Origin of the sequence: methane-oxidizing endosymbiont of Gigantopelta aegis (assembly GCF_016097405.1) — a bacterium.
Taxonomy (GTDB): Bacteria; Pseudomonadota; Gammaproteobacteria; order Methylococcales; family Methylomonadaceae; genus Methylomarinum.
In genome coordinates this window covers 1,773,367-1,793,132 of record NZ_JAEHGD010000001.1, presented here as the reverse complement: position 1 = coordinate 1,793,132, position 19,766 = coordinate 1,773,367, and the positions used below count along the sequence as shown (strand labels likewise).

Genomic DNA, 19,766 nt, shown 5'->3' with positions numbered 1-19,766 from the left:
CCGGTATTATCAGGATTGGATCTGATCAAAAAAATAAAGCGATATAATATTGTTTTAACAACCATTGCCATCAGCGCCTTTGCCGAACAGAACAAAATCGATAGTGCCTTGAATTCCGGCTTTGATTATTACCTGACAAAACCCATTGATTCCTCTAAACTTGCTGAAATCATTGCCCATTGTATTCAACATGAAAGTATTTAAATTTTTCGCACTGCCTTTTTTAGTTTTACTCAGCCACATGGCTATTGCAGACGTTTCCAGGCAATCTGCCTGGCCGTCTATTAAGTTATCTGTAGATACCTTAGCATCGCGTTATCCTGCCAAAACCGTACGAATCCAGCATGACCCTGTCTATAAAACCGAGAAACACTACCGTGCCATCGCTTTGCGTCCAATCATTAAGCAATTAGCCACACAATATGCCGGTGATTTATCGCAAGCTATCGTTGTCTTTACAGCTAAAGATGGTTATCAGGCGACCATGCCGTATGCCGATGTATCCACTAATCAGGGTTATCTCGCATTTCAGGATCTGAGCGTTAAGAAAGGTCATTGGCAGCCATTTCAGTTTGGCGAGAATAAAACCACGCCCGCACCGTTTTATTTGGTCTGGCCAGACAGCACAGACAAGGAAAAATGGCGTTATGCCTGGCCTTTTCAATTAACAAAAATTGCAATAAAACCCGCTGAACAGTTCTTTAGTAACGCCGTCCCGCAATCGACTGACGCTGATGTACAGGCTGGTTTTAACCTGTTCAGTCGCTACTGTATCCGTTGCCACGCGATCAATGGCAGCGGTGGGTCTGTTGGCCCCGACTTAAATACCCCCGTCAACCCTACAGCAATCTACTCCGAATCCGTTTTAAAACAACGCATCATGAATGCGCGGCATTTCAACCCCAAAACTAAAATGCCTGTTTTCGAAAATATCTTGTCCGACTCACAGGTCGAAAAAATCCAGCTGTATTTAAAATCGTTTACGCCATAAGATGCAGCGCCTTAAGTTTTACCTTCTGATCTTATGTTTTTATGTGCCGATTGCCTCGGCCATTGATTGGAGCAGCCAAAATATTCAATTTTTATACGGCAGCGATTTTGAGCTTGGCGACAACGACCGCCCCACCATCACGGTCGAACACGCCGATGGCTGGCGCTATGGCACAAATTTCTTCTTTGTCGATACCGCTTTCCGCAGCGACATCGGGGTTGAGGTGTATGCCGAGGTTTATAGTTATTTAAGCTTAAACAAGCTCTCTGGAAATCAGCTCTGGTTTGGCCCTGTCCGCGATATTTCACTGGTTGCCGGTATCAATATCAGCAACAAACCTGAATCCGATAATTTCAAAGCCTGGCTGGGCGGCATCAGTTTTGATTTATCCAATCGCTATTTTGATTATCTGCAATTGGATATTACCGCCTATAAAGACGACAATATTTCCGGAAAATATGGCTTACAGGTCACCCCGGTTTGGAGTTATCCCTTCAGTCTTGGCGATATCCGTTTCAAGTTCCGTGGATTTACCGATTTTCGTTTTGGTTATACCAATGCCAACGGGAATTTTATCATTCTGGCGCAGCCACAAATGCTGATTGACGTAGGCGATTTGGCGGGCTGGAAAAAAGATACGTTATATGTCGGCACCGAATACAGTTACTGGCTCCACAAATTTGGTTTAGCCAATGTCAATGAGTCGGTGGTTCAAGGGATGATTATTGCCTTTTTTTAATTCTACCCTCCACACCTGGAGCTGATACATGAGCAAAAGCGATCAACCACCATCCACAGACGATATTCCCCCACTACCTTTCAAAAACCGCTCATTTCTCGCCTTTTTACTGACCCAAGCGCTAGGCGCTTTCAATGACAATGTATTTAAACAATTGGTGTTATTACTGGGGGTTGGTTATTTGATGTTGGGCGTTGAATATCAAGCCGTTGTTCAGTCTCTTTTTGCACTGCCTTTCCTGCTTTTTTCCGGCATTGCCGGCGATTTAGCCGACAAGTTCAGCAAAGGCCGCATGATGGTCGCCTGTAAAATCGCCGAAATCATCATCGCCTTGCTCGGTGTTGGCGCTTTTCTGACCATGACGTATACCTCCTTTCTAATCCAACAGGTACCGCTTTATCTGTGGTTATTGGCCGGTGTTACTTTTTTACTCGGCACACAAAGCGCCTTTTTTGGTCCGGCCAAATACGGCGGTCTCCCTGAACTGGTACGCCTGGATGATTTATCACAAGCGACCGGGCTAACCCAAATGACCACATTCTTAGCCATAATTCTGGGGGTCGCCGTTGCCGGCTTGCTGGCTGATTTTTTGGTCGGAAAAATGTACTTGGCCGGTATTATTACTGTCGGTATCGCTGTATTTGGCACCCTCTCCTCACTCGCCATCGCTAAGCATCCTGCCGCTGATCCTGAACGCCGCCTCAACCGTCATTCCTTCATCAGCGTGCTGAAAACCTTGGCTGAGGTTTTTCAGCAGGATAAATTGATGTTCCGCATCATGCTGATTTATTCCTGGTTTTGGTTTGTCGGCGGCGTAGCACTCACGGCAATTAACGCCTTCGGCCGCTTTCAACTCGGCCTGAACAATTTTGAAACCAGTTTGATGGTTGCTGTCACCTCATTGGGCATCGCTGCAGGCAGCCTGATTGTGGGGCGTCTATCGGCTGGCAAAATACGACTCGGCCTGATCAAACCGGCGATAAGCGTGCTGATACTGTGCTTACTGACCTTAAGCCTATTGCCCGTGCATCAGCCACAGACTGAAGAATTCGTGTTATTTCAACAGTTAAAAAACACGCCTGAACTATTAGAACAGATCCAGATTTTCCCAACGGCCACTTTCAACATCCAGCTTATCGCGTTCGCCTTATGTTTTTTATTAGGCGTCGCCTCCGGTTTTTATTCGGTGCCATTATTAGCCTTTATTCAGGCCCGCCCGCCGGTAAAAGACAAAGGTCGAGTATTTGCTGCGGTGAACTGGCTTAACTGGATATTTATTCTGCTCTCGGCACTGTTTTACGGCTTAGGCTTTCGATTTTTAAATCAGCAAGCAAATCTCCTTTTTGCCGCACTTGCAGGCTTAACCTTATTGATAGCCTTAATTTTTTTACCCGACCTCTTTAAACGACTTAAATATGAAGCGGCTGATTATATTTATTCTACTCAACACACGAAACGATAACCGGTGATAAATTGACTCAATATAATGCGACCTCCCGGCTATTGGGTTATTTTAGTCTTACTTGAGGAATGATAAAAAAGTCACGGCGTAACATCAGTTACTCATCAATAAATCCTGTAACGCCTGATCCGTTGCATGCTCAATATTTTGTCGTTTACCATCCCGGCACATCTGGATGATTGAACTCAATGCCTCGCGTGCCGCCTGACTGCGTTGTTTTTCGGCTTCAATCGCTTGCAGAATATGCTGTTCTAATTCGGCCAAAGCCAACTCCATTCCTTTTTTTAAACCACGCTCGGCAGTTTTTTGTAATGAGGGCTGCAGTTTTTTATGCAGAAAAAAGGGAATCAGCCAGCTTAATAGAATCAACAGAATGCTGTGCGCCACAAAATCAACACCTAGAAAAGGTTCACCACGCTCGACGCTTTCATAATAGCCGATAAAAACCTGATAACTGACAAAGCTCATGGCCGCTAGCGGTAACAAAAATTCTGACAGTTTCAGAAATTTGAGCGTCCATCGCTGTATCCGGTTTCCGGGATTGATCAAGGCTTTACGACATTCCAGTTCAGTTTTCGCGGTGACTTGTTTCCCAACCTCTTGTCCCAGCTTCTTCAAGCTTTGTTTTAATACAGTTGACGGAATCTGTAATTGGGCAGCTTTAAACAGCACATCATCTATAACATCATCAAAACGGCTTTGCGCCCACTGATCCCACACCTCAATCTCAGTTTTACCACCGCCTTTTGCAGCATAGTTCTGGGCAGCTTGTTTTAACGGCCATTCAAACGCCTGTTTAAACATATCTTCACGCTGCCGCCATTGTTGCCGGGCAAATTTTTCCAGTTGCTGAAATTTTTCTGCAGCCAGCGTTTGACCTAGCGCTTCAAGCCGCTGTTCCAGTTGTTCAAAACGTATCGCTTTTCCGCGCTGGTCCAGCGACTTGACAATATGTGCGTTGGATAATTTTTCAAGATAGGCGACCAGTTGTTCAAACTCATCAGCCGAACCGGTATCGGCACAGCTGGTTTTGAAAATAACCGGATTGTCAAAACCGGCTTGTTTTAATTGTGTTTTAAAATCTTCATATTGAACACTGTCGCCTAAATCCCACTTATTCAAGACAAACAGCCAGGCATGGTTTGCCCCTTCTTGCAACAATAACCGCCAGGCTTTAGCGTCACGATATCGCTCGGGGCTGACGACATAAATCAACACATCGATATGCGGCAGCCATTCCAGAACCAGTTGTCGATTGGCCGTTTCAACACTGTCGAAATCAGGCATATCGATCCATAAAATATTCTGATAATGCGAATTTTGATGGCTGCCGATATTAATCGATTCTAGTGGCAAGCCGTCAGGCAGCTGGTCAATGCTCAGACTTTGATGGTGAAATAAGGTCACTTCGCGGGACGTCGGTCGTTCGACACCGGTACGCGCAATCGGCGCGCCGGCCAGGCGATTTAACAAGGTGCTTTTACCGACACCGGTGCCCCCCATAAAGGCGACAACCAATGGCCGTGTTTCGATGTCTTGAAACAAACTGTCCGGTGTTCTGTCTTCAATTTCAAGCAAGGCCTGAACCTGTTCTTCTGAAAGCAGGTGTCCGGCAAGCGCCTGTTGCGCCCAGTCTTTTGCCTGTTTAACACATTCAGAGTATGCGTAAGCCATTTCTTTTCTCATTTAACTGATCTTCAGCCTGTTTTAATTGCTGGGCTGAAATATTGAACCGTTTTTCGACCGGTAATTGCTGTGGAATGACATTCAAGGCATGTTGCAATTGGTCTTCAAATAACCGTTGTTTGACCGTTTTTAACTGATGCCGTTTGAGTTCGGCCTCTTGTTTAGACATAAAACTGCTCACCGCGCTTTCTGCCAGCAATGAGGTAATCGATAGCATTGCCGGCGTCAACACCAGATCATGCAAGCCGATACCACCGCCGTAAATAGCGGCCGCTAGCGCCGTGGCATCGGTTGTCGCCCGAGTGGTGCGCAAGGTATTCAACAGCATCGGATGTTGTTCCAGTTCACGATACAAGCGCTTTGCCGTCTGCTCAACGTCCTGCTGAAACTGCTCATGGTATTTTTCAGCTTCCTGGGCAAAGCGGCCTTGTAATTTATTCTTTTGTTGGCGCAGGACGGAGGCGGCATCCTGCCACCATTCTCTATTAAGCGTATCGGTCTCGACTTTTTCTAAAATCTTCTCGCTCAATTGAATCAGGACATGCGTTGCCAACTGCTCAAGCAAGGTGACTTCATGCGATACACCGTCTAACGTATTCTTACGCCCCAGGTTTATCAGCTGTCGTACCGGCCAGGTCACAATTCTGCGTGTTGTCCCCAATACGCGGGAAAGCCCTGGAATTTCGAGTAAATTCAATAATTCAACCAAGGCATCCTGAAAGGTATCGTAATAATGCGGATGATTAAGATAATCACGTTGATATTCTTCCAATGCCTGAGCGATACATTGATCCACCATGTGACGCCATTGCTCGGCAGCATTGATTTCAGCCCGCACAGGTTCTAACCAGTCATCCCAGAACCGACAGAGCAATTGATGACATTGCAAGGCATGTTTATTTCGGGCAACCTGTTGCTGACAATCCATTAAGGCCTGCGTTTGATCTGCAGGCCAGGCAGGGCTTCCTTTGTGTTTATCAAAATGTAGCGGTATCAGTTGTGGAAAAACATCCTGACGAGTTTGCAGCCATTTTTCCTGCAATGATGGAATAATAAAGGCTTCGCTGTCCGGCGTCAGTTTATTCAGGCAAATAAGGGTCGGTTGTGCAAACGCTTCAATCGTCTTCATCATTTCCCAGACGGATTGATCCGCATATTTTTCTTTACTGACAACCAAAATAATAATATCTGCCAAGGCGATGGTGCGAATAACGCCTTCCCTGTAATCTGCCGCATCAATCGAATCGAAATCGGGCGTATCCCATAACACGCAAGGGGGCAATAATGCGGAAGATGCATTATTTTCAGCCAGTGAATAGCAATCATAGCGTTGCGCGCTCAATTGCTCGACTGATAATTGTTGAAAGCGGCCAAAATAATATTGTAGCCCCTTACAATCGGCGATTGAGTGCTGGTTACAAAATCCTTGTGGATGCACGGTATAGCCCGCTAAAGGACTCACCCCCGCCAGATCACGGCCTAACAAAGTATTGACGACAGAACTTTTACCCGCCTGTGTCGGGCCGATGACCGCAATCTGCAAAGGAAACGAGGCTTCCTGGTCCAGCACTTCTCCTTTACGGATAAAGGCTTCGGCATAGATCAACTGCTCTATCCGCCGCTGGTATTCATGCCATCGAGGATGTTTCACATCAACACGTGACAAAACGGCGTGATAACGCTGCTTTAAAGTTTGGATAAATTCCAACATAGAGGGGTTTTTTTAAGGTCCAATCACCTGACAAAAAGCTGACTTTCTATTATAACCTGCAAAAAGCCTTCGTGTTTTTGTGTTATTCAGAAAAAACATGCGCTGTATGCCATAAATTCATCAAAAAAGAACCACTGATATGGCCGTAGTCCCATACGTGAAAAGTATTTTATAATTCGACTTCCTGCTATAGACAAATTGCATTAACCACCCTAATATTCCTGACAGTATGACTCCCTATAAATCCACATACTCAAAAACACACTCGATGAGGACTCGAAATGAATAATGACAATACTATAAAAGGGCTTTGTTGCATAAATAATCCACAGCGTACTCTTTTCTTAAATTCCAGTCTTTATTCATGAAACAGAATAACTTTCAGGCATACCCAGGCCTGTCATTTTATTCATTGCGCCGACGCGGAGATACGCCTCAACCATCTGAGCCGCAAAGGTCCGGTTTTTTAATTGGCCACTAAAGAGCGTTTTGATGCGAAACATAGCCGTTTCAGCCAGGCTGCGTTGATGATAACCACTTTCTTGTTTCCATGCCTTTCTCCCGATTTCAGCGCAACGTTGAACAATCGCTGTTCTTGGATGAGTTCTCCCATCTTCATCACTCGGCCATTCCACCGCCCCTTCCCGCGGCGGTATCAATGCATCGGCGCCTTTGTTACGAATCGCCTGATGACACTGGATCGTATCATAAGCGCCATCCGCCGCCACACTGGCAACTTGGTCGTGTTCATCCAGCTGCTCTAATAAATCCGGCAAGACTTCGGAATCACCAACAAAATTAGCCGTCATCTCAACTGCCACGACTTCCTGCGTTTGTGCATCAACCATGATATGGAGTTTACGCCAGGTTCTGCGCTTGCTGGCACCATGTTTGCGAACTTTCCACTCGCCTTCACCGTAGACTTTAAGCCGGTCGAATCGACGACTAAGTGTCTTGGCGTTCGACTGCTTGAACGAGGCAGCCGAACCTCCAGAGTTTGCTGGCGGCGACTTAATGTACTGTAATGAGGAATCTGGATAGACAGCTTTAATAACTGGACTAACGACAACAAACATCCCTGTGTCGCTCTCAACGGCAGCTTAAAGAGTTCTCTCAGGGTCAATGCGCATTCATTGGTCGCTGGTCACCTCTTTTTTCATTGCATATTTCACCGCAGAGGAAGAGAACCTTTGGCATATTTATTCTGGCTATACCGTACTCGGCCTGATTATATTCAGAGTGATTTGGGGATTCATTGGCAGTAAGTATGCACGCTTCAGTAGTTTTCTATATTCACCCACTGAAGTTATTCAATATCTGAAAGAGCTCATGAAAAAAAAACCAACCCATTATGTTGGGCATAATCCCGCAGGCGCTTATATGATTTTTGCTTTATTGTTAAGTTTGTTTGTAGTGACCCTAAGTGGCCTAAAACTCTATGCCATTGAAGAAGGCCTTGGTCCATTCGCAGAGATAACGAGTGAATTCAGCATAATCGATAACGTATATGCGGATGAAGATGAGCGCGATGATGAGTATGAAAAGGAAAATGAGCAAGAAGAGGAATTTTGGGAAGAAATTCACGAGGCATCCACAAATTTCACTTTGTTTTTAGGGGCTGTTGATAGGTAACCATAAAAAGGCGCAAGCCAGAGCGATAGAGCCTTCAAAATTTCGTTTGAGTTTGTCATATCGCGTGGCGATCGCTCTGAAATGCTTAAGTCTTGCAAACACATTTTCAACGAGATGGCGATATTTGTAGAGACACCAATCCATTTCATCATTTCCCCGAGTTGAATTCTTTTTTCTTGGGATAACAGGAACAGCCCTTTGTCTTTAATTTGAAGACGTAATGCTTCACTGTCATAGCCTCTGTCAGCAACTATATAGTCACCTTTTGGGAGCTCTGCAACTAATTTCGGTGCTTCTTTACAGTCATGAACTTCGCCGCCTGTCACTGAGAAATGAATAGGAAGACCACAGGCATCAACGGCCATATGAATTTTACTGGTGTTCCCGGCGACAGATTTCCCTATCGCTGTTTCTTGTTCACAGGCCGCACCACTACTATGCTGATGTGCTTTCACAATACTCCCATCAATAAATTCCCATTCCAGGTCTGGATCCATCAGTTTTTCTTTACGAGACCAGTCATTGAATCGTTTATATACCGCATTCCAATTACCAAAAGCCGTGGGTAAATCTCTCCAGGGACAACCTACTCGCAAGCGATAAAAAATACCTTCGACTGTTTTTCGAAGACAAGGTTTGTCATAAATTCCCATTTTCAACATAATTATCTTCAGTTTCTCCCAAAGTTCATCCGTAAGCATTTGTCGGGGCATAGTTTGCTTGTTTTTGAGTCAAAATAAACAATCTATGTGGCGGAGTTATTGAATTTCAAGGGGGATTTTCAAAACGGCAACAGCCCCTAATTTTCCTGCATATCTCAGGTGTTATTGTGGCGAGTCGTCTACACCATGAAAATTTAATAAAAGCCATGATAACAGGCAAGAAAAAAGCTTAAATCAACAGGTTTAGATAGTGATTCGCGCCTAGCGTGTAATCACCATCTAAACCATTTATTGATAACCTCTATACCCGATCGCTTCCTGGTGCTGTTTATTTGGTTTTCAATGTGCTCTTACTATTCCGCAAAAGTCTCTATATACAACAAAAATAGCTTCAGACCATACCGCTCTAACACCTCCCCTATCTACAAACCTGATTTTGACGCAGTGTCTTTTAAAAACAGGAAATTCTCTGACTGATGCGGTACAATTTAACTTGACTATCTCCTTGTTATAACCCTAAGCATTTGAATTCAAAATTAAAATAAACTATACAATGCCAATCTTTTTGAGGTTAATTATGAAAGCTTTACCCACAATTCTTACCCTGATTTTATGCTTGTTTTTGACGGCGTGCAGCAAAGGCAATCAAATCAATGGTCGTAGTCTACGCACTGCAAACCGTTCTGTCAGTTATATTAAAGACCGTTTGCCGGTAGAAAAACGGATCGAGTTTGAAGTTTCTTTTTGGTCACTCAGGGATGCGATTCGGGATAAAAAGGAATTCCTAGATACTGTTGACGGCAAAACGCCGGAAGAATTGATTGAAGAAGGTAAAAAACTATTCCAGGAACGGAAAAACGCGGGTTTTAAAGGCTATGACAAATTCGATAGCTGGGAGCAAATGATTGCCGATTATACCAAGCAACGAATGGAACAAAATCGCCGTAAACGTCCAGATCCACGTGATCGACAAAACAATGTCTTGTATAACCTAGGCAATATGTAATCATGTGTTAGGGATCGGCCAGCTCTGGCCGCTCCCGCCGTCGATTTATGTTGTCGAACCTGGTAATTGTTTTTGTTCGGTTAATACCGACACAAACTGGCTAGCCTCAGCAATAGTTTTTTCCATAATGGCAATGAGTTTAGAAATATCCAAACTGATCACCGCAAATTCCTGCTGTAATGCAGCAATCGCTTGCGCATTGAGGTTATGTTTTAAAAATAAAACCTGATCTTGAAAGGCATTCAATACCGGATAAATACGCGCCTCGGCTTTTTTCATTGCTTTAATCAGTTTTTTATATTGTCGACGTGATTTTTCCAGCTGCTGCTTACTGCGCATTCTTAACGTGCGGTTACTGTATAAATCCAGCTCCTGCTCCCATTCCTCGAACAAGGCTTCGGAAACTTCCTCAATGGCCCGAATTCTGTGACTTACTTCATCAGTTTTAATGCGGCAAAAGTCATATTGCTTTTTAAGTTGCTGATAACGGTATTCCAGCGACAGATCAGGCAGTGTCAACAGAGTTTTAAATTTTTCCAATGTATCTTCAAATTGTTCCCGGCTGTCTTCTAAGCTATCACAGGCAGCATCGACATGAACCACGACAATATCGCGTTTATGATGCCCAAGCAGGGATTCCCGGCTTTTATAATAGGCCTGATTAATAAATTTCCGGACGAATTGTCTTAGTTTTGAATACATAGTTCCATCATGTCTGTTCATCATCGACAAAAGAAAATAACACGTTACAGCTGCTCATAATTACGCACGTCAAACGGTATACTTGCATGCATAAAACGATGGAATGCTGGGTCCACAATGTCTGCTTGTTGTAATGCGTCAATATTGGCACTGACCGCCATCAGTGTCGATTTTAATATAATGAGTCTATCGGCGTTAATCGTCTCGGCAAGCCAGGCGGACAAACTGTCTGAGGTAACCTCCCAGCTCGCTTCGACACCGGCCGCATCCAGCTCTGCAATATCGGGTTGCCAGATCAGGATATCATTAGGGTAGCAGCTGATTTCTTTCGTCTTCGATACAAGATGCCACCCCGGTTGTAACGCTTTAAACAGCAGCGCCATTTGTTGCATCGCCAATAGCGCCATGTGGTGCGCGGTTTGCTGATCAAATTGCCAGTGTTGCTGTGCAGCACGTACCTGATCGGCAAAACAACCTCCGCCTGGCACAAGGACTGTGTTTTGTTGATAATATTGGTCGATTCGGCTCAGACAGTCGCTTAATCGGCCATTTTTAGCCAAGCTGCCGCCCACTTTTATGACGGTTGTCATGACGCTTTAAAATGTGCCAGCACGTTCAACAAGGCAGCGGCCTTATCAAAACTTTCCTGATATTCTTCTTCCATGCTGGAGTCATTGACAATGCCGCCCCCCGCCCATAACCGAATACAGCCATCTGAATGTACCAGCGTGCGAATCGCAATATTGGTATCCATATTACCATTAAAGCCGATATAACCGATCGAACCACAATAAACACCGCGTCGGTGTGGTTCCAATTCTTCAATAATTTCCATCGCTCTGATTTTTGGTGCTCCGGTAATCGAGCCTCCCGGAAAGCAGCTGCGCAACAAATCAAGCGCATGTTGATCGTGTTTTAACTCGCCTTTGACGGTGCTCACCAAATGATGCACGGTGGCGTAGCTTTCGATATCGAACAAGCGGGGCACTTTGACCGATCCGGGTTTGCAGCATTTGCTGATATCATTACGCAATAAATCGACAATCATCACATTTTCGGCGCGATCCTTACGACTTTCTATCAACGCCCCGATTTGCAGCACATCCAGTTGTTCGGAGAATTTACGCGATCGCGTCCCTTTAATCGGCTTGGTTTCTACTTCGCCATCATTAACACTTAAAAAACGCTCGGGCGAAGAACTCAACACCTGTACATCCGGCAGATTGATATAACTGCTGAAAGGCGCAGCATTGATTTGACGCAAATAGCGATAAGCCAGCCACAGATTGCCCTGACAGGGAGCGCTGAAACGCTGCGCCAGATTAACTTGATAGCAATCCCCCTCTTTTAAATAATGTTGTATCTTGTCAAAGGCTTTAGCGTAATAGTCCCGATCCATATTGGAAACAGGCGTTTCCAACACACTAAAACTGTCATCCTGCGGCACAGCCGGTAACAGACTGAACTGATCGATCAATGTTTCCCAAACATCTTCACTTAAATGATGGCCAATCAGATGTGTCTGCTGTTTATGATGATCGACAATCACCGCCCAATGGTAAATGCCAACGGCCATTTCTGGAATCTGCTCGGCGTCTTCGGCGATTTCGGGTAGTTTTTCCAGTCGCCTTGCCAAATCATAGGAAAAATAGCCGATTGCCCCCCCATTGAAGGGTAGATCCTCTTCACTGGACAGCGAAACATCTAAAAACTGTTTAACCAATGCAAAAGGATCTGCTTCTGATACCAATACTTCGCCTTGTTGTTTAATGGTTGTTTTCTGGCCTCGGGTTTCAAGCGTCACAACCGGGTCGCACGCTATAATATCGAATCGCCCCTGATGCGTTATCGGATAACCACTATCCAAAAAAATCGCCCAAGGTTTGTTGGCAATGGCGGAAAACAAGTCCGCAGAATCAGGAAAATACGGTAAGGGATGAATTTGGAGTTTTGCAGCTGTCATTTCGGGATTTTATACCAGGCTTGATTGTAACGCCAACTTAGCGACGGCAACGGCCGGTGCACAATCTGAACTGTGCAATGTATTGGCCTGCATTTTTGTTTCGACCAGGTTATCAAAGTCGATATAGCTGTGTCCCATATCCTGTGCAATTTCCTTGACCAAAAAACGCCCAATACCTGCCCCCACCAAGGTTATATCCTGCTGTCTGCCACGCTCAATCTGTCGTGTTATCGCTTGCATAATTCTTGTTTTTTGCCGAATTTTAATGTCCTCGGCAAAATCATGCCACAACGACATATCTTTTTCGTCAAAATCATAGCCCGTCATCCTGGATAATCGGCGCGCACTCGCAACCTGTGTTTTTGCCCCGCCATCGGCCGTATCGCTCAAATCATGCGCTTCGTTTAAGTCACCGCTCAGTCGATAAACATCAGCCATACTGGCAAAAAATTCTGCCATCAGCGACATTTCTTGCTGTTTAAATACAGCCTGTTGCGTCACTGCCATGACGGCGGTTCTAACAATGCCGGTATAAACCAGCTCATCGGACACGAGACGCTGATAATCGGTATAACCCAATGCATTGGGGGCATGGTTTTCGATCAACAATATATCTGTCGTGGTACTGCCAATATCGACAAAGACAGCATTCGCAACCTGAGCCGCTACAAAATGCACACTGGCCAGCCAATTTGCCGATGCAACCCTCAGACACTGCGCCGGGTCAATCATTGAGGGCGTTAAAAAACCGTGATTACCGGCATAAATCTGCACAGACTGGTTTGGAAAAAACGCTTGCATTGAGTGAATAATCGCTTCAACACCTTGTACCCGATTGTCGAACAAATCAACCAGCTCACCCGTCATGGTAATGGCATGCTGACAGGGTTGCGTGATAAATTGTCGCTCAATCGCCAAAACGGCTCGTTTGAGATAATCAAGTCCTTTCCATAACGGACAGGGCTGTAATGCCAAATTTCTTAGCGTGCCATCTTTAGTTAACAACGCCGCTTTGACATGCGCACCGCCAATATCCCAGCCAATGATGAATTGAGTCATTTTCGAAGTTTTAAGGTAACCATTTCGTTGCGTAATCGTGTCATATCCGGCTCACCATCAAACAATTGCAAGACCTGTTCGGCTACATTGATACCGGTTGCAGCCTGAATTCCAGCATAGGAAGTAGTCAGGCGCGGGTTGATTTCCAGTACCCGGAGTTGATGTTTTCCAACATGCATATTGTCCGGCGTTTCAATCAAATCAATGCCGACATACCCCCATAACCCAGGAATGCGGCGTGCAATAGCGTCAATCACGTCGTGATAAGAAGCTAAATGGTCAATCGCACTATTCACTCGACAGCCCATTAAAACAAAATGATTATCGTCAATTTTTATCTGTTGCTCATTACAGCACAATAACCAACCCTGCCCTGCTTTAAACAATACGGAAAGACTAATGGCTTTGCCTGCAACATAGCGTTGTGCGATGAAGGCTTCAGGCTGGTCTATTTCGGCCAGGCATTGCCGATAACTTTGATGGTCAGAAACCAATATCGTCTGTTCACAACCTGCTCCATCGATCGGTTTTACCACCCATGCGGGTGGAAATTCTGGCGTAAAAACGGTCAAGCTGTGGGTTTCAGGTACAGGTAGAACTGATTTCAACACGTTCATCGTGGCCAATTTATCGCTACATAAATCAATTGCCGATAGACAAGAGGCTGCGTATTTTACACCGATTTCAGCACTCAATCTAACCATCTCAGCTAGGGCATGGTCGGTTTCCGGTGCGATAGGCCAAAACACGTCGTAATCCGGCAAGGTACGTGCCAGAACCCGATAGAAATTTTCGCTCTCCTGCACGATAATTTTTGTTAAGGTCTGTCCCGAGACATTGTTTTGATAACGCCAATCGAGCATGACAGCACACTCTAGGCCCTTTAGCACATTGAGTTCCGCCAATAAAGCCTGTAGCATCATATCACCTTCCCGGGCAAGCGATTCAGGCACCTTTTCAGCCGCTAAGCCGCCACCGGTAATAAACTCAACGATTAAGATTTTCACCAATGCACATTATCCCTGTTATTGACTTAAAAAATCAGCATGTGGTTCTAGCTAAGGCCGGAGAGCGCTCAAACTATCAACCACTGTGCACACCACTTTGCCCATCAGCAGATGTTTTTGAGGTCATCCAGCATTTTTTGACACTTTATCCTTTCAAGCAATTTTATATTGCCGACTTAGATGCCATTTTGAATCAAGGCAGCCACACCGAACTGATTCAGAATTTGCTCCAGCAGTACCCCGATATTTCATTTTGGGTGGATAATGGCTTAAGCGTAGTGGAGATGAATCAATATAGCTATCCATCCAATTACCGTATCGTTTTCGGCACTGAATCCCAAACACAGATAAAAGCACCACTACCAGCCAATAGTATTCTTTCCCTGGACTTTCAAAACGACACCCCGTTGGGGGCACAATCAATCTTTGACGACAGCCGTTTCTGGCCTGATTCAGTCATTCTGATGACACTGAACAAGGTCGGCATGAACAGCGGCCCCGACTTCAAAAAGCTGGCCTATTATCGCCAACATTATCCGGACAAAAATTTTATTGCCGCCGGCGGTATTCGAGGGTTAACCGACTTACAAGAGCTAATCCGTCTTGGCATAAAAACTGCCTTGGTTTCTAGCTGCTTGCATTTCGGCAAACTGACAGCCTCTGAAATTCAATCATTATCCTGATACCGGGTTCATAATAAATCAGCAAAAATAGCAGGCAAAAAAATACCCCGCATGGGCGGGGTATTTCTTCAGCTGTTAAACTGAAACTTAGTTTGCAGCGAATGGATGCTCAGCAGTCGCTTTTTGCGCAACAACTTCAGCTGCAGTTGGTGAACCTGCAACAGCACGTTCTAACGCTTCTTTAGTCGCTTTGTAGTTGTATTCCTGGATTTTAGCGTCATCATCGGCCAACCAGTGAATGAATACACCCACAGAAACAAACAAATCGTCCGCTTCGTCAGCAGGAATTGTGCCGTTTTCAACACAATCAGCAACAGCCATGGCAACACCACGCTGTGCTGGTCCAAACATTTGAACAGCTTGTTTAGAACCTTTAATGGTGACTTTGTTGAACATAACAGTAGCCGGTTTAACCATCAGGTTAGGAGCAACAACAGCCAACAAGCTGGAGAAGCCGTCTTTGTTGTTAGTCAGGCAATTTGCAAATGCAGACTCAGCTGCTGAACCACGAGGTCCAATCATTAAATCAATGTGAGCAACTTCGTTACCTTCACCAACCAGAGACTCGCCAACACGTAAATTGTTGATTTTAGCCATTTTACTTTTCTCTCCTAAAGAAAATAAAAACAATAATAAGAATGAATCAAAAAAAATCGGCAAATCCATTTATGCCCAATCAACAGAATTCTCTATTGACCAACTGCTCCAAAAACACCACCAGTACAGTTGCCACTGTTATATCGGCCGTCGTACCTGGATTGATCCCTTTTTCCTTGAATGCTTGATCCACTTCATATAGAAGCGGAAGCAATGATTCAGGATTATCGGTATTGATCAATGCCTTCTGAATCTCCCGCATCTGCGAAGAAACCCAGCCAGAATACTGCCGACCATATTTGCGCTCAATATGGCTATCAGGATATTGTGCTAGCATTCCTGCATAAACAGCCAATGCCGCCCAATAAAAATTACCAAATTTCGCTAGAATGGAATTATACAGCAAAATTGTAAATTCAAAAATATCTTTGTAACAAGATGTGAACTGATAAGCAATTCTATCCTTAGTTGCAGCTATTTCCATCGCTTCAAGCAAGGTGACCGAGGCCTTTTCAGAAACATCCGCCTGCTCCGAATCGCCCAGCCCGCCTGGCGATGCCAGCGTTATGGCACGAAATACCCAATCCGCATCATCTTTTGTTGTCGCTTTTAACACATCTTGCAATGCGTCCCGCAATACCTGCCCAGTTTGCCGATTTTGTACCGCATGAATCAATGGTGCACAAAGAAGAATAATCCCCAAATTTGTATTACAGCCTACAGCTTCCCGCGTCGCACGGACGGCATAGTATATTTTCTTACCCAATGAATAGCTCGGATCACAGATAGGACCGGAACTAACATCCAGACTAATTCTAAAATCCTCGACTGTCATGTCATGACCATCGCTATAAACACTCACATTGCCCGGCTTGAAGGCTTGCAATTCAACCTCACACGCCTTCCGGTACGCCTCGACCAATGCCTGTCTCATGTTAATTCACACCGCATTTGAAAGATGAGGATAAATAACGCTCAATCAGATCCGCTACCAGATAGTCCGCCATATTAAGCCCAGTCGTTTTATATAAGCCTTTCCAGGCCGGAATGCTATTTACCTCAATAATATGATAGCCTCCTTCGTCATCCTGAATAATATCGACACCTGCATAATCCATTTGCAAGGTTGTAACGGCCTGGATCGCTAAATCCGATACATATTCCGATATTTTCATCGTCTCGCACACAGCACCTTTGGCGACATTATTCAACCATGACTGCCCCATTCTACGCATAGCCGCCATTACCTGGCCATTAATCACAAAAACCCGAATATCCGAATAGCCGTTTCCGCGACACATAATGAACCGCTGTAAATAATAAATTCCCTGGCTACTGGTCAACCAGAACAAGTCGGTCATTTTTTCAAGGCGCCGAATCCCTTCACCCTGTGAGCCAAATATTGGCTTACTGATCAACAAATGACCGGCCGTCAGCTCAGATTCTGCAATGGCCAACGCCTCATCTCTGTCACGCAACACCCAGGTCGGCGGCGTAGGCAAGCCCGCCTGCTGCAACAATACACTGGTCATGGCCTTATCGACACTTCGCTCAACTGCGCCCGCATCATTATAGACCGGCACTCCGGAAATTTTCAGTGCATGCAAAATATCCAGATAAAAAATGACTTCTTGCAATGAACCACCCGGCACACCGCGCACAAAAACGGCATCCGGCAATGACTTAAAACCTGGAATTTGAATGCATGGCAAGCCTGGCTGACACTGCAATCGACAGCAGGTCAATGAAACATAGTCAGCTCCAAATCCCCGTTTAGCAAAAGACAGCCGCAGCTGCTCCCCGTGCCAACCTGGGTCATCGGTAAAAATTACGATTCTGCCCAAGAGTTATCAATCAGTCACAATCAGGCTTTCAAGCCTAAGACATCTTGCATGTCATACAGACCGTTTGTTTTATCGGCAAGCCATTCAGCCGCGCGAACCGCACCATTTGCAAAGGTCATACGACTGGTGGCTTTATGTGTAATTTCAACACGCTCACCTTCATCGGCAAACATAACAGTGTGCTCACCGACAACATCACCCGCACGTATGGTGGAAAAACCAATAGTTTTACGATCACGCTCACCGGTTACACCTTCCCGGCCATAAATTGCGCAGGCTTTTAAATCACGCCCTAATGTGTCGGCGATTACCTCGCCCATTCTCAAAGCTGTTCCCGACGGCGCATCTACTTTATGCCGATGATGCGCTTCAATCACTTCTATATCTGTGTAATCACCCATCACTTGCGCGGTCATTTCCAGCAACTTCAACGTCAAATTCACACCCACACTCATATTTGGAGCCATGACGATAGCAATGTCTTGGGCTGCCTCCTGAATTCTCTGTTTTTGACTGTCATCATAGCCTGTAGTGCCAATAACGACTTTCTTGCCCGCAAGGCGACAAACTTCAATAAACTCCATTGAAGGCTCCGGACGGGTAAAGTCAATCAACACATCAAATAAATCGACTGCCGCAGACAAATCATCAGTCACCGTAATGCCAATATGCGAAATACCGGCCAACTCCCCGGCATCCTGCCCAACCGCCAAACTACCGGGCCGACTGACAGCCGCAGTCAACTCTGTTTTTGCAGATAATGCGGCAGCTTTGATCAAACATAACCCCATACGCCCTGAAGCACCGACAACAGCGACTCGTATCATGATTTATCCTGTCAATTTATCAAAAAAGCTTTTAACACTATCCGTCCAGGAATGCTCCTGAGGACTATGATGCTTGCCGCCACCCGACAATGAATCACGCAACTTTTCCAGTAATTCGCGCTGCTCTTTATTCAGTTTCACTGGTGTTTCAATGACGACTCGGCAGATTAAATCACCGGCCGGACCGCCCCGCACCGGTTTTACACCCTTTCCGCGCAAACGAAATAATTTTCCGGTTTGTGTTTCAGCCGGTATTTTTAATTTAACTTTGCCATCTAAAGTTGGCACCTCCAGCTCTCCACCCAGACAAGCTGTCGGAAAATTGATCGGTACCTCGCAATATAAATCCGCACCCTCCCGGGTAAAAATCGGATGCTCCTTGACATGAACCTGAACATAAAGGTCGCCGGCAGGGCCGCCCATAACCCCGGCTTCGCCTTCACCGGCCAATCGAATCCTGTCCCCAGTATCAACGCCAGCAGGCACTTTGACCGACAAGGTTTTAGTCTCTTGAACCCGCCCCTGTCCATGGCATTTACGACAAGGATCTTTGATTTTCTGCCCCGAGCCGTGACAAGTTGGACAGGTTTGCTGAATCGAAAAAAAGCCTTGCTGCATCCTGACCTGACCATGACCATGACAGGTAGTACAGGTAACAGGAGCACTGCCTTTTTTAGCACCCGAGCCGCCGCATTCGTCACATTTGACCATGACTGGCACTTTAACCGTTGCTTCGGTTCCATGCACAGCCTCTTCAAGCGTCAACTCCAGGTTATAGCGTAAATCCGCGCCACGCTGTGCACCACCGCTGCGCTGACGACCGCCGCCACCAAAAATATCCCCAAATACATCACCAAAAATATCACTGAAACTTTCCGCGCCGCTAAAACCACCAGCACCACCAAATGAGTTATCCACACCGGCATGTCCGAACTGGTCATAAGCAGACCTTTTTTTCGGGTCGGACAACACCTCATAAGCCTCTTTGATTTCCTTGAATTTAATTTCAGCCTCTGTCGAATTATCCTTATTGCGATCGGGATGATACTTCATCGCTAGCCGCCGATAACTCTTCTTGATTTCGACTTCACTGGCCGTTCTGGCTATCCCTAAAATTTTATAATAGTCTTCTTTCGCCATGATTCAATCAACCTCCCTTTTCTATTTAAATGCAGGAGATTTTTTACCCTCTGTG

General features: G+C 45.4%; 21 protein-coding genes and 2 pseudogenes. 8 read left to right on the top strand and 15 right to left on the bottom strand.

Going from position 1 to position 19,766, the window contains the following annotated elements; genetic code table 11:
- From JEU20_RS08995 to JEU20_RS08980, 4 genes are all read left to right on the top strand, one after another.
- A partial coding sequence (locus JEU20_RS08995; RefSeq protein ID WP_198245153.1) for a response regulator occupies positions 1–204 on the top strand: 204 nt, incomplete at its 5' end.
- Positions 191–991: a c-type cytochrome gene (locus tag JEU20_RS08990; RefSeq protein ID WP_198245151.1), complete on the top strand. Its 801-nt coding sequence runs from the start codon at positions 191–193 to the stop codon at positions 989–991. The genes JEU20_RS08995 and JEU20_RS08990, both read left to right, overlap by 14 nt.
- A gap of 1 nt (position 992) precedes the next feature.
- Positions 993–1,730 (top strand): DUF5020 family protein, encoded by a 738-nt coding sequence (locus tag JEU20_RS08985; RefSeq protein WP_198245149.1) that lies wholly within the window; start codon positions 993–995, stop codon positions 1,728–1,730.
- Positions 1,731–1,758: 28 nt separating this feature from the next.
- Complete coding sequence (locus tag JEU20_RS08980; protein ID WP_198245147.1) at positions 1,759–3,192, top strand: MFS transporter; 1,434 nt, start codon at positions 1,759–1,761, stop codon at positions 3,190–3,192.
- 93 nt (positions 3,193–3,285) lie between these two features.
- Here JEU20_RS08980 and JEU20_RS08975 read toward each other — a convergent pair whose 3' ends face one another.
- The 4 genes and pseudogenes from JEU20_RS08975 to JEU20_RS15895 form a co-directional block, all read right to left on the bottom strand.
- On the bottom strand, positions 3,286–4,866 hold the full coding sequence (locus JEU20_RS08975; RefSeq protein WP_198245145.1) for a GTPase: 1,581 nt from the start codon (positions 4,864–4,866) through the stop codon (positions 3,286–3,288).
- Positions 4,847–6,529: a GTPase gene (locus JEU20_RS08970; RefSeq protein WP_342590487.1), complete on the bottom strand. Its 1,683-nt coding sequence runs from the start codon at positions 6,527–6,529 to the stop codon at positions 4,847–4,849. Before JEU20_RS08970 ends, JEU20_RS08975 begins: the two co-directional genes overlap by 20 nt.
- A gap of 422 nt (positions 6,530–6,951) precedes the next feature.
- Positions 6,952–7,605: an IS5 family transposase gene (locus JEU20_RS08965; RefSeq protein ID WP_425356707.1), complete on the bottom strand. Its 654-nt coding sequence runs from the start codon at positions 7,603–7,605 to the stop codon at positions 6,952–6,954.
- Positions 7,569–7,661 (bottom strand): annotated as a pseudogene (locus JEU20_RS15895) (transposase); the annotation flags it as partial. The pseudogene JEU20_RS15895 and the gene JEU20_RS08965, both read right to left, overlap by 37 nt.
- Before the next feature lie 50 nt (positions 7,662–7,711).
- On the opposite strand from JEU20_RS15895, the gene JEU20_RS08960 reads away from it, so the two are divergent.
- Positions 7,712–8,221: a cytochrome b/b6 domain-containing protein gene (locus JEU20_RS08960; RefSeq protein ID WP_198245139.1), complete on the top strand. Its 510-nt coding sequence runs from the start codon at positions 7,712–7,714 to the stop codon at positions 8,219–8,221.
- Here the strand turns inward: JEU20_RS08960 and JEU20_RS08955 are convergent.
- Positions 8,201–8,934 (bottom strand): IS5 family transposase gene (locus JEU20_RS08955; protein ID WP_198245137.1). Its coding sequence is split into 2 segments (ribosomal slippage): positions 8,201–8,418 and positions 8,418–8,934, totalling 735 coding nucleotides; the frame shifts between segments, so codons are not numbered across the junction. The genes JEU20_RS08960 and JEU20_RS08955 overlap by 21 nt on opposite strands.
- A gap of 86 nt (positions 8,935–9,020) precedes the next feature.
- Here JEU20_RS08955 and JEU20_RS15220 point away from each other — a divergent pair.
- Both JEU20_RS15220 and JEU20_RS08950 read left to right on the top strand, forming a co-directional pair.
- Positions 9,021–9,116: pseudogene (locus JEU20_RS15220) on the top strand (cytochrome b/b6 domain-containing protein); the annotation flags it as partial.
- 344 nt (positions 9,117–9,460) lie between these two features.
- A complete protein-coding gene (locus tag JEU20_RS08950) occupies positions 9,461–9,889 on the top strand; it encodes a hypothetical protein (protein ID WP_198245136.1) in 429 nt (142 codons plus the stop codon).
- 45 nt (positions 9,890–9,934) lie between these two features.
- Here JEU20_RS08950 and JEU20_RS08945 read toward each other — a convergent pair whose 3' ends face one another.
- From JEU20_RS08945 to JEU20_RS08925, 5 genes are read right to left on the bottom strand one after another with little or no spacing between them, the layout of a single operon-like run.
- Positions 9,935–10,612 (bottom strand): DUF2959 domain-containing protein, encoded by a 678-nt coding sequence (locus tag JEU20_RS08945; protein WP_342590486.1) that lies wholly within the window; start codon positions 10,610–10,612, stop codon positions 9,935–9,937.
- A 23-nt stretch (positions 10,613–10,635) separates the two neighbouring features.
- Entirely contained in the window at positions 10,636–11,181 is a 546-nt protein-coding gene (locus tag JEU20_RS08940; protein WP_198245132.1) for an amino acid kinase family protein, read from the bottom strand.
- Positions 11,178–12,554, bottom strand: a complete 1,377-nt coding sequence (pabB, locus tag JEU20_RS08935; protein WP_198245130.1) for an aminodeoxychorismate synthase component I — start codon at positions 12,552–12,554, stop codon at positions 11,178–11,180. The genes JEU20_RS08940 and pabB overlap by 4 nt, the downstream gene beginning before the upstream one ends.
- Positions 12,555–12,563: 9 nt before the next feature.
- The gene (locus JEU20_RS08930) at positions 12,564–13,613 is read right to left on the bottom strand and encodes a hydantoinase/oxoprolinase family protein (RefSeq protein ID WP_198245128.1); all 1,050 of its coding nucleotides are present in this window, start codon (positions 13,611–13,613) and stop codon (positions 12,564–12,566) included.
- Positions 13,610–14,620, bottom strand: a complete 1,011-nt coding sequence (locus JEU20_RS08925; RefSeq protein WP_245395225.1) for an ATP-grasp domain-containing protein — start codon at positions 14,618–14,620, stop codon at positions 13,610–13,612. The genes JEU20_RS08930 and JEU20_RS08925 overlap by 4 nt, the downstream gene beginning before the upstream one ends.
- 2 nt (positions 14,621–14,622) lie before the next feature.
- Between JEU20_RS08925 and JEU20_RS08920 the strand changes: the two genes are divergently transcribed.
- Positions 14,623–15,303, top strand: a complete 681-nt coding sequence (locus JEU20_RS08920; RefSeq protein ID WP_198245124.1) for a HisA/HisF-related TIM barrel protein — start codon at positions 14,623–14,625, stop codon at positions 15,301–15,303.
- Between the two features lie 87 nt (positions 15,304–15,390).
- Here the strand turns inward: JEU20_RS08920 and fae are convergent, their stop codons facing one another.
- From fae to dnaJ, 5 genes are all read right to left on the bottom strand, one after another.
- Entirely contained in the window at positions 15,391–15,900 is a 510-nt protein-coding gene (gene fae / locus JEU20_RS08915; RefSeq protein WP_198245971.1) for a formaldehyde-activating enzyme, read from the bottom strand.
- 79 nt (positions 15,901–15,979) lie between these two features.
- The gene (locus JEU20_RS08910) at positions 15,980–16,834 is read right to left on the bottom strand and encodes a triphosphoribosyl-dephospho-CoA synthase (RefSeq protein WP_198245122.1); all 855 of its coding nucleotides are present in this window, start codon (positions 16,832–16,834) and stop codon (positions 15,980–15,982) included.
- Between the two features lies 1 nt (position 16,835).
- The gene (locus JEU20_RS08905; RefSeq protein WP_198245120.1) at positions 16,836–17,744 is read right to left on the bottom strand and encodes an ATP-grasp domain-containing protein; all 909 of its coding nucleotides are present in this window, start codon (positions 17,742–17,744) and stop codon (positions 16,836–16,838) included.
- Positions 17,745–17,764: 20 nt separating this feature from the next.
- Positions 17,765–18,571: a 4-hydroxy-tetrahydrodipicolinate reductase gene (gene dapB, locus JEU20_RS08900; RefSeq protein ID WP_198245118.1), complete on the bottom strand. Its 807-nt coding sequence runs from the start codon at positions 18,569–18,571 to the stop codon at positions 17,765–17,767.
- Between the two features lie 3 nt (positions 18,572–18,574).
- A complete protein-coding gene (gene dnaJ / locus JEU20_RS08895) occupies positions 18,575–19,711 on the bottom strand; it encodes a molecular chaperone DnaJ (RefSeq protein ID WP_198245116.1) in 1,137 nt (378 codons plus the stop codon).
- Between the last annotated feature and the right edge of the window lie 55 nt (positions 19,712–19,766).

Bases quoted from the DNA above. Each gene is read 5' to 3' on its own strand.
- JEU20_RS08930 (WP_198245128.1), bottom strand. From the start codon at position 13,613: ATGACTCAATTCATCATTGGCTGGGATATTGGCGGTGCGCATGTCAAA.
- dapB (WP_198245118.1), bottom strand. From the start codon at position 18,571: ATGATACGAGTCGCTGTTGTCGGTGCTTCAGGGCGTATGGGGTTATGT.
- JEU20_RS08910 (WP_198245122.1), bottom strand. From the start codon at position 16,834: ATGAGACAGGCATTGGTCGAGGCGTACCGGAAGGCGTGTGAGGTTGAA.
- JEU20_RS08920 (WP_198245124.1), top strand. From the start codon at position 14,623: ATGCACATTATCCCTGTTATTGACTTAAAAAATCAGCATGTGGTTCTA.
- fae (WP_198245971.1), bottom strand. From the start codon at position 15,900: ATGGCTAAAATCAACAATTTACGTGTTGGCGAGTCTCTGGTTGGTGAA.
- JEU20_RS08940 (WP_198245132.1), bottom strand. From the start codon at position 11,181: ATGACAACCGTCATAAAAGTGGGCGGCAGCTTGGCTAAAAATGGCCGA.
- JEU20_RS08945 (WP_342590486.1), bottom strand. From the start codon at position 10,612: ATGAACAGACATGATGGAACTATGTATTCAAAACTAAGACAATTCGTC.
- dnaJ (WP_198245116.1), bottom strand. From the start codon at position 19,711: ATGGCGAAAGAAGACTATTATAAAATTTTAGGGATAGCCAGAACGGCC.
- JEU20_RS08990 (WP_198245151.1), top strand. From the start codon at position 191: ATGAAAGTATTTAAATTTTTCGCACTGCCTTTTTTAGTTTTACTCAGC.
- JEU20_RS08960 (WP_198245139.1), top strand. From the start codon at position 7,712: ATGCGCATTCATTGGTCGCTGGTCACCTCTTTTTTCATTGCATATTTC.
- JEU20_RS08985 (WP_198245149.1), top strand. From the start codon at position 993: ATGCAGCGCCTTAAGTTTTACCTTCTGATCTTATGTTTTTATGTGCCG.
- JEU20_RS08975 (WP_198245145.1), bottom strand. From the start codon at position 4,866: ATGGCTTACGCATACTCTGAATGTGTTAAACAGGCAAAAGACTGGGCG.
- JEU20_RS08950 (WP_198245136.1), top strand. From the start codon at position 9,461: ATGAAAGCTTTACCCACAATTCTTACCCTGATTTTATGCTTGTTTTTG.
- pabB (WP_198245130.1), bottom strand. From the start codon at position 12,554: ATGACAGCTGCAAAACTCCAAATTCATCCCTTACCGTATTTTCCTGAT.
- JEU20_RS08980 (WP_198245147.1), top strand. From the start codon at position 1,759: ATGAGCAAAAGCGATCAACCACCATCCACAGACGATATTCCCCCACTA.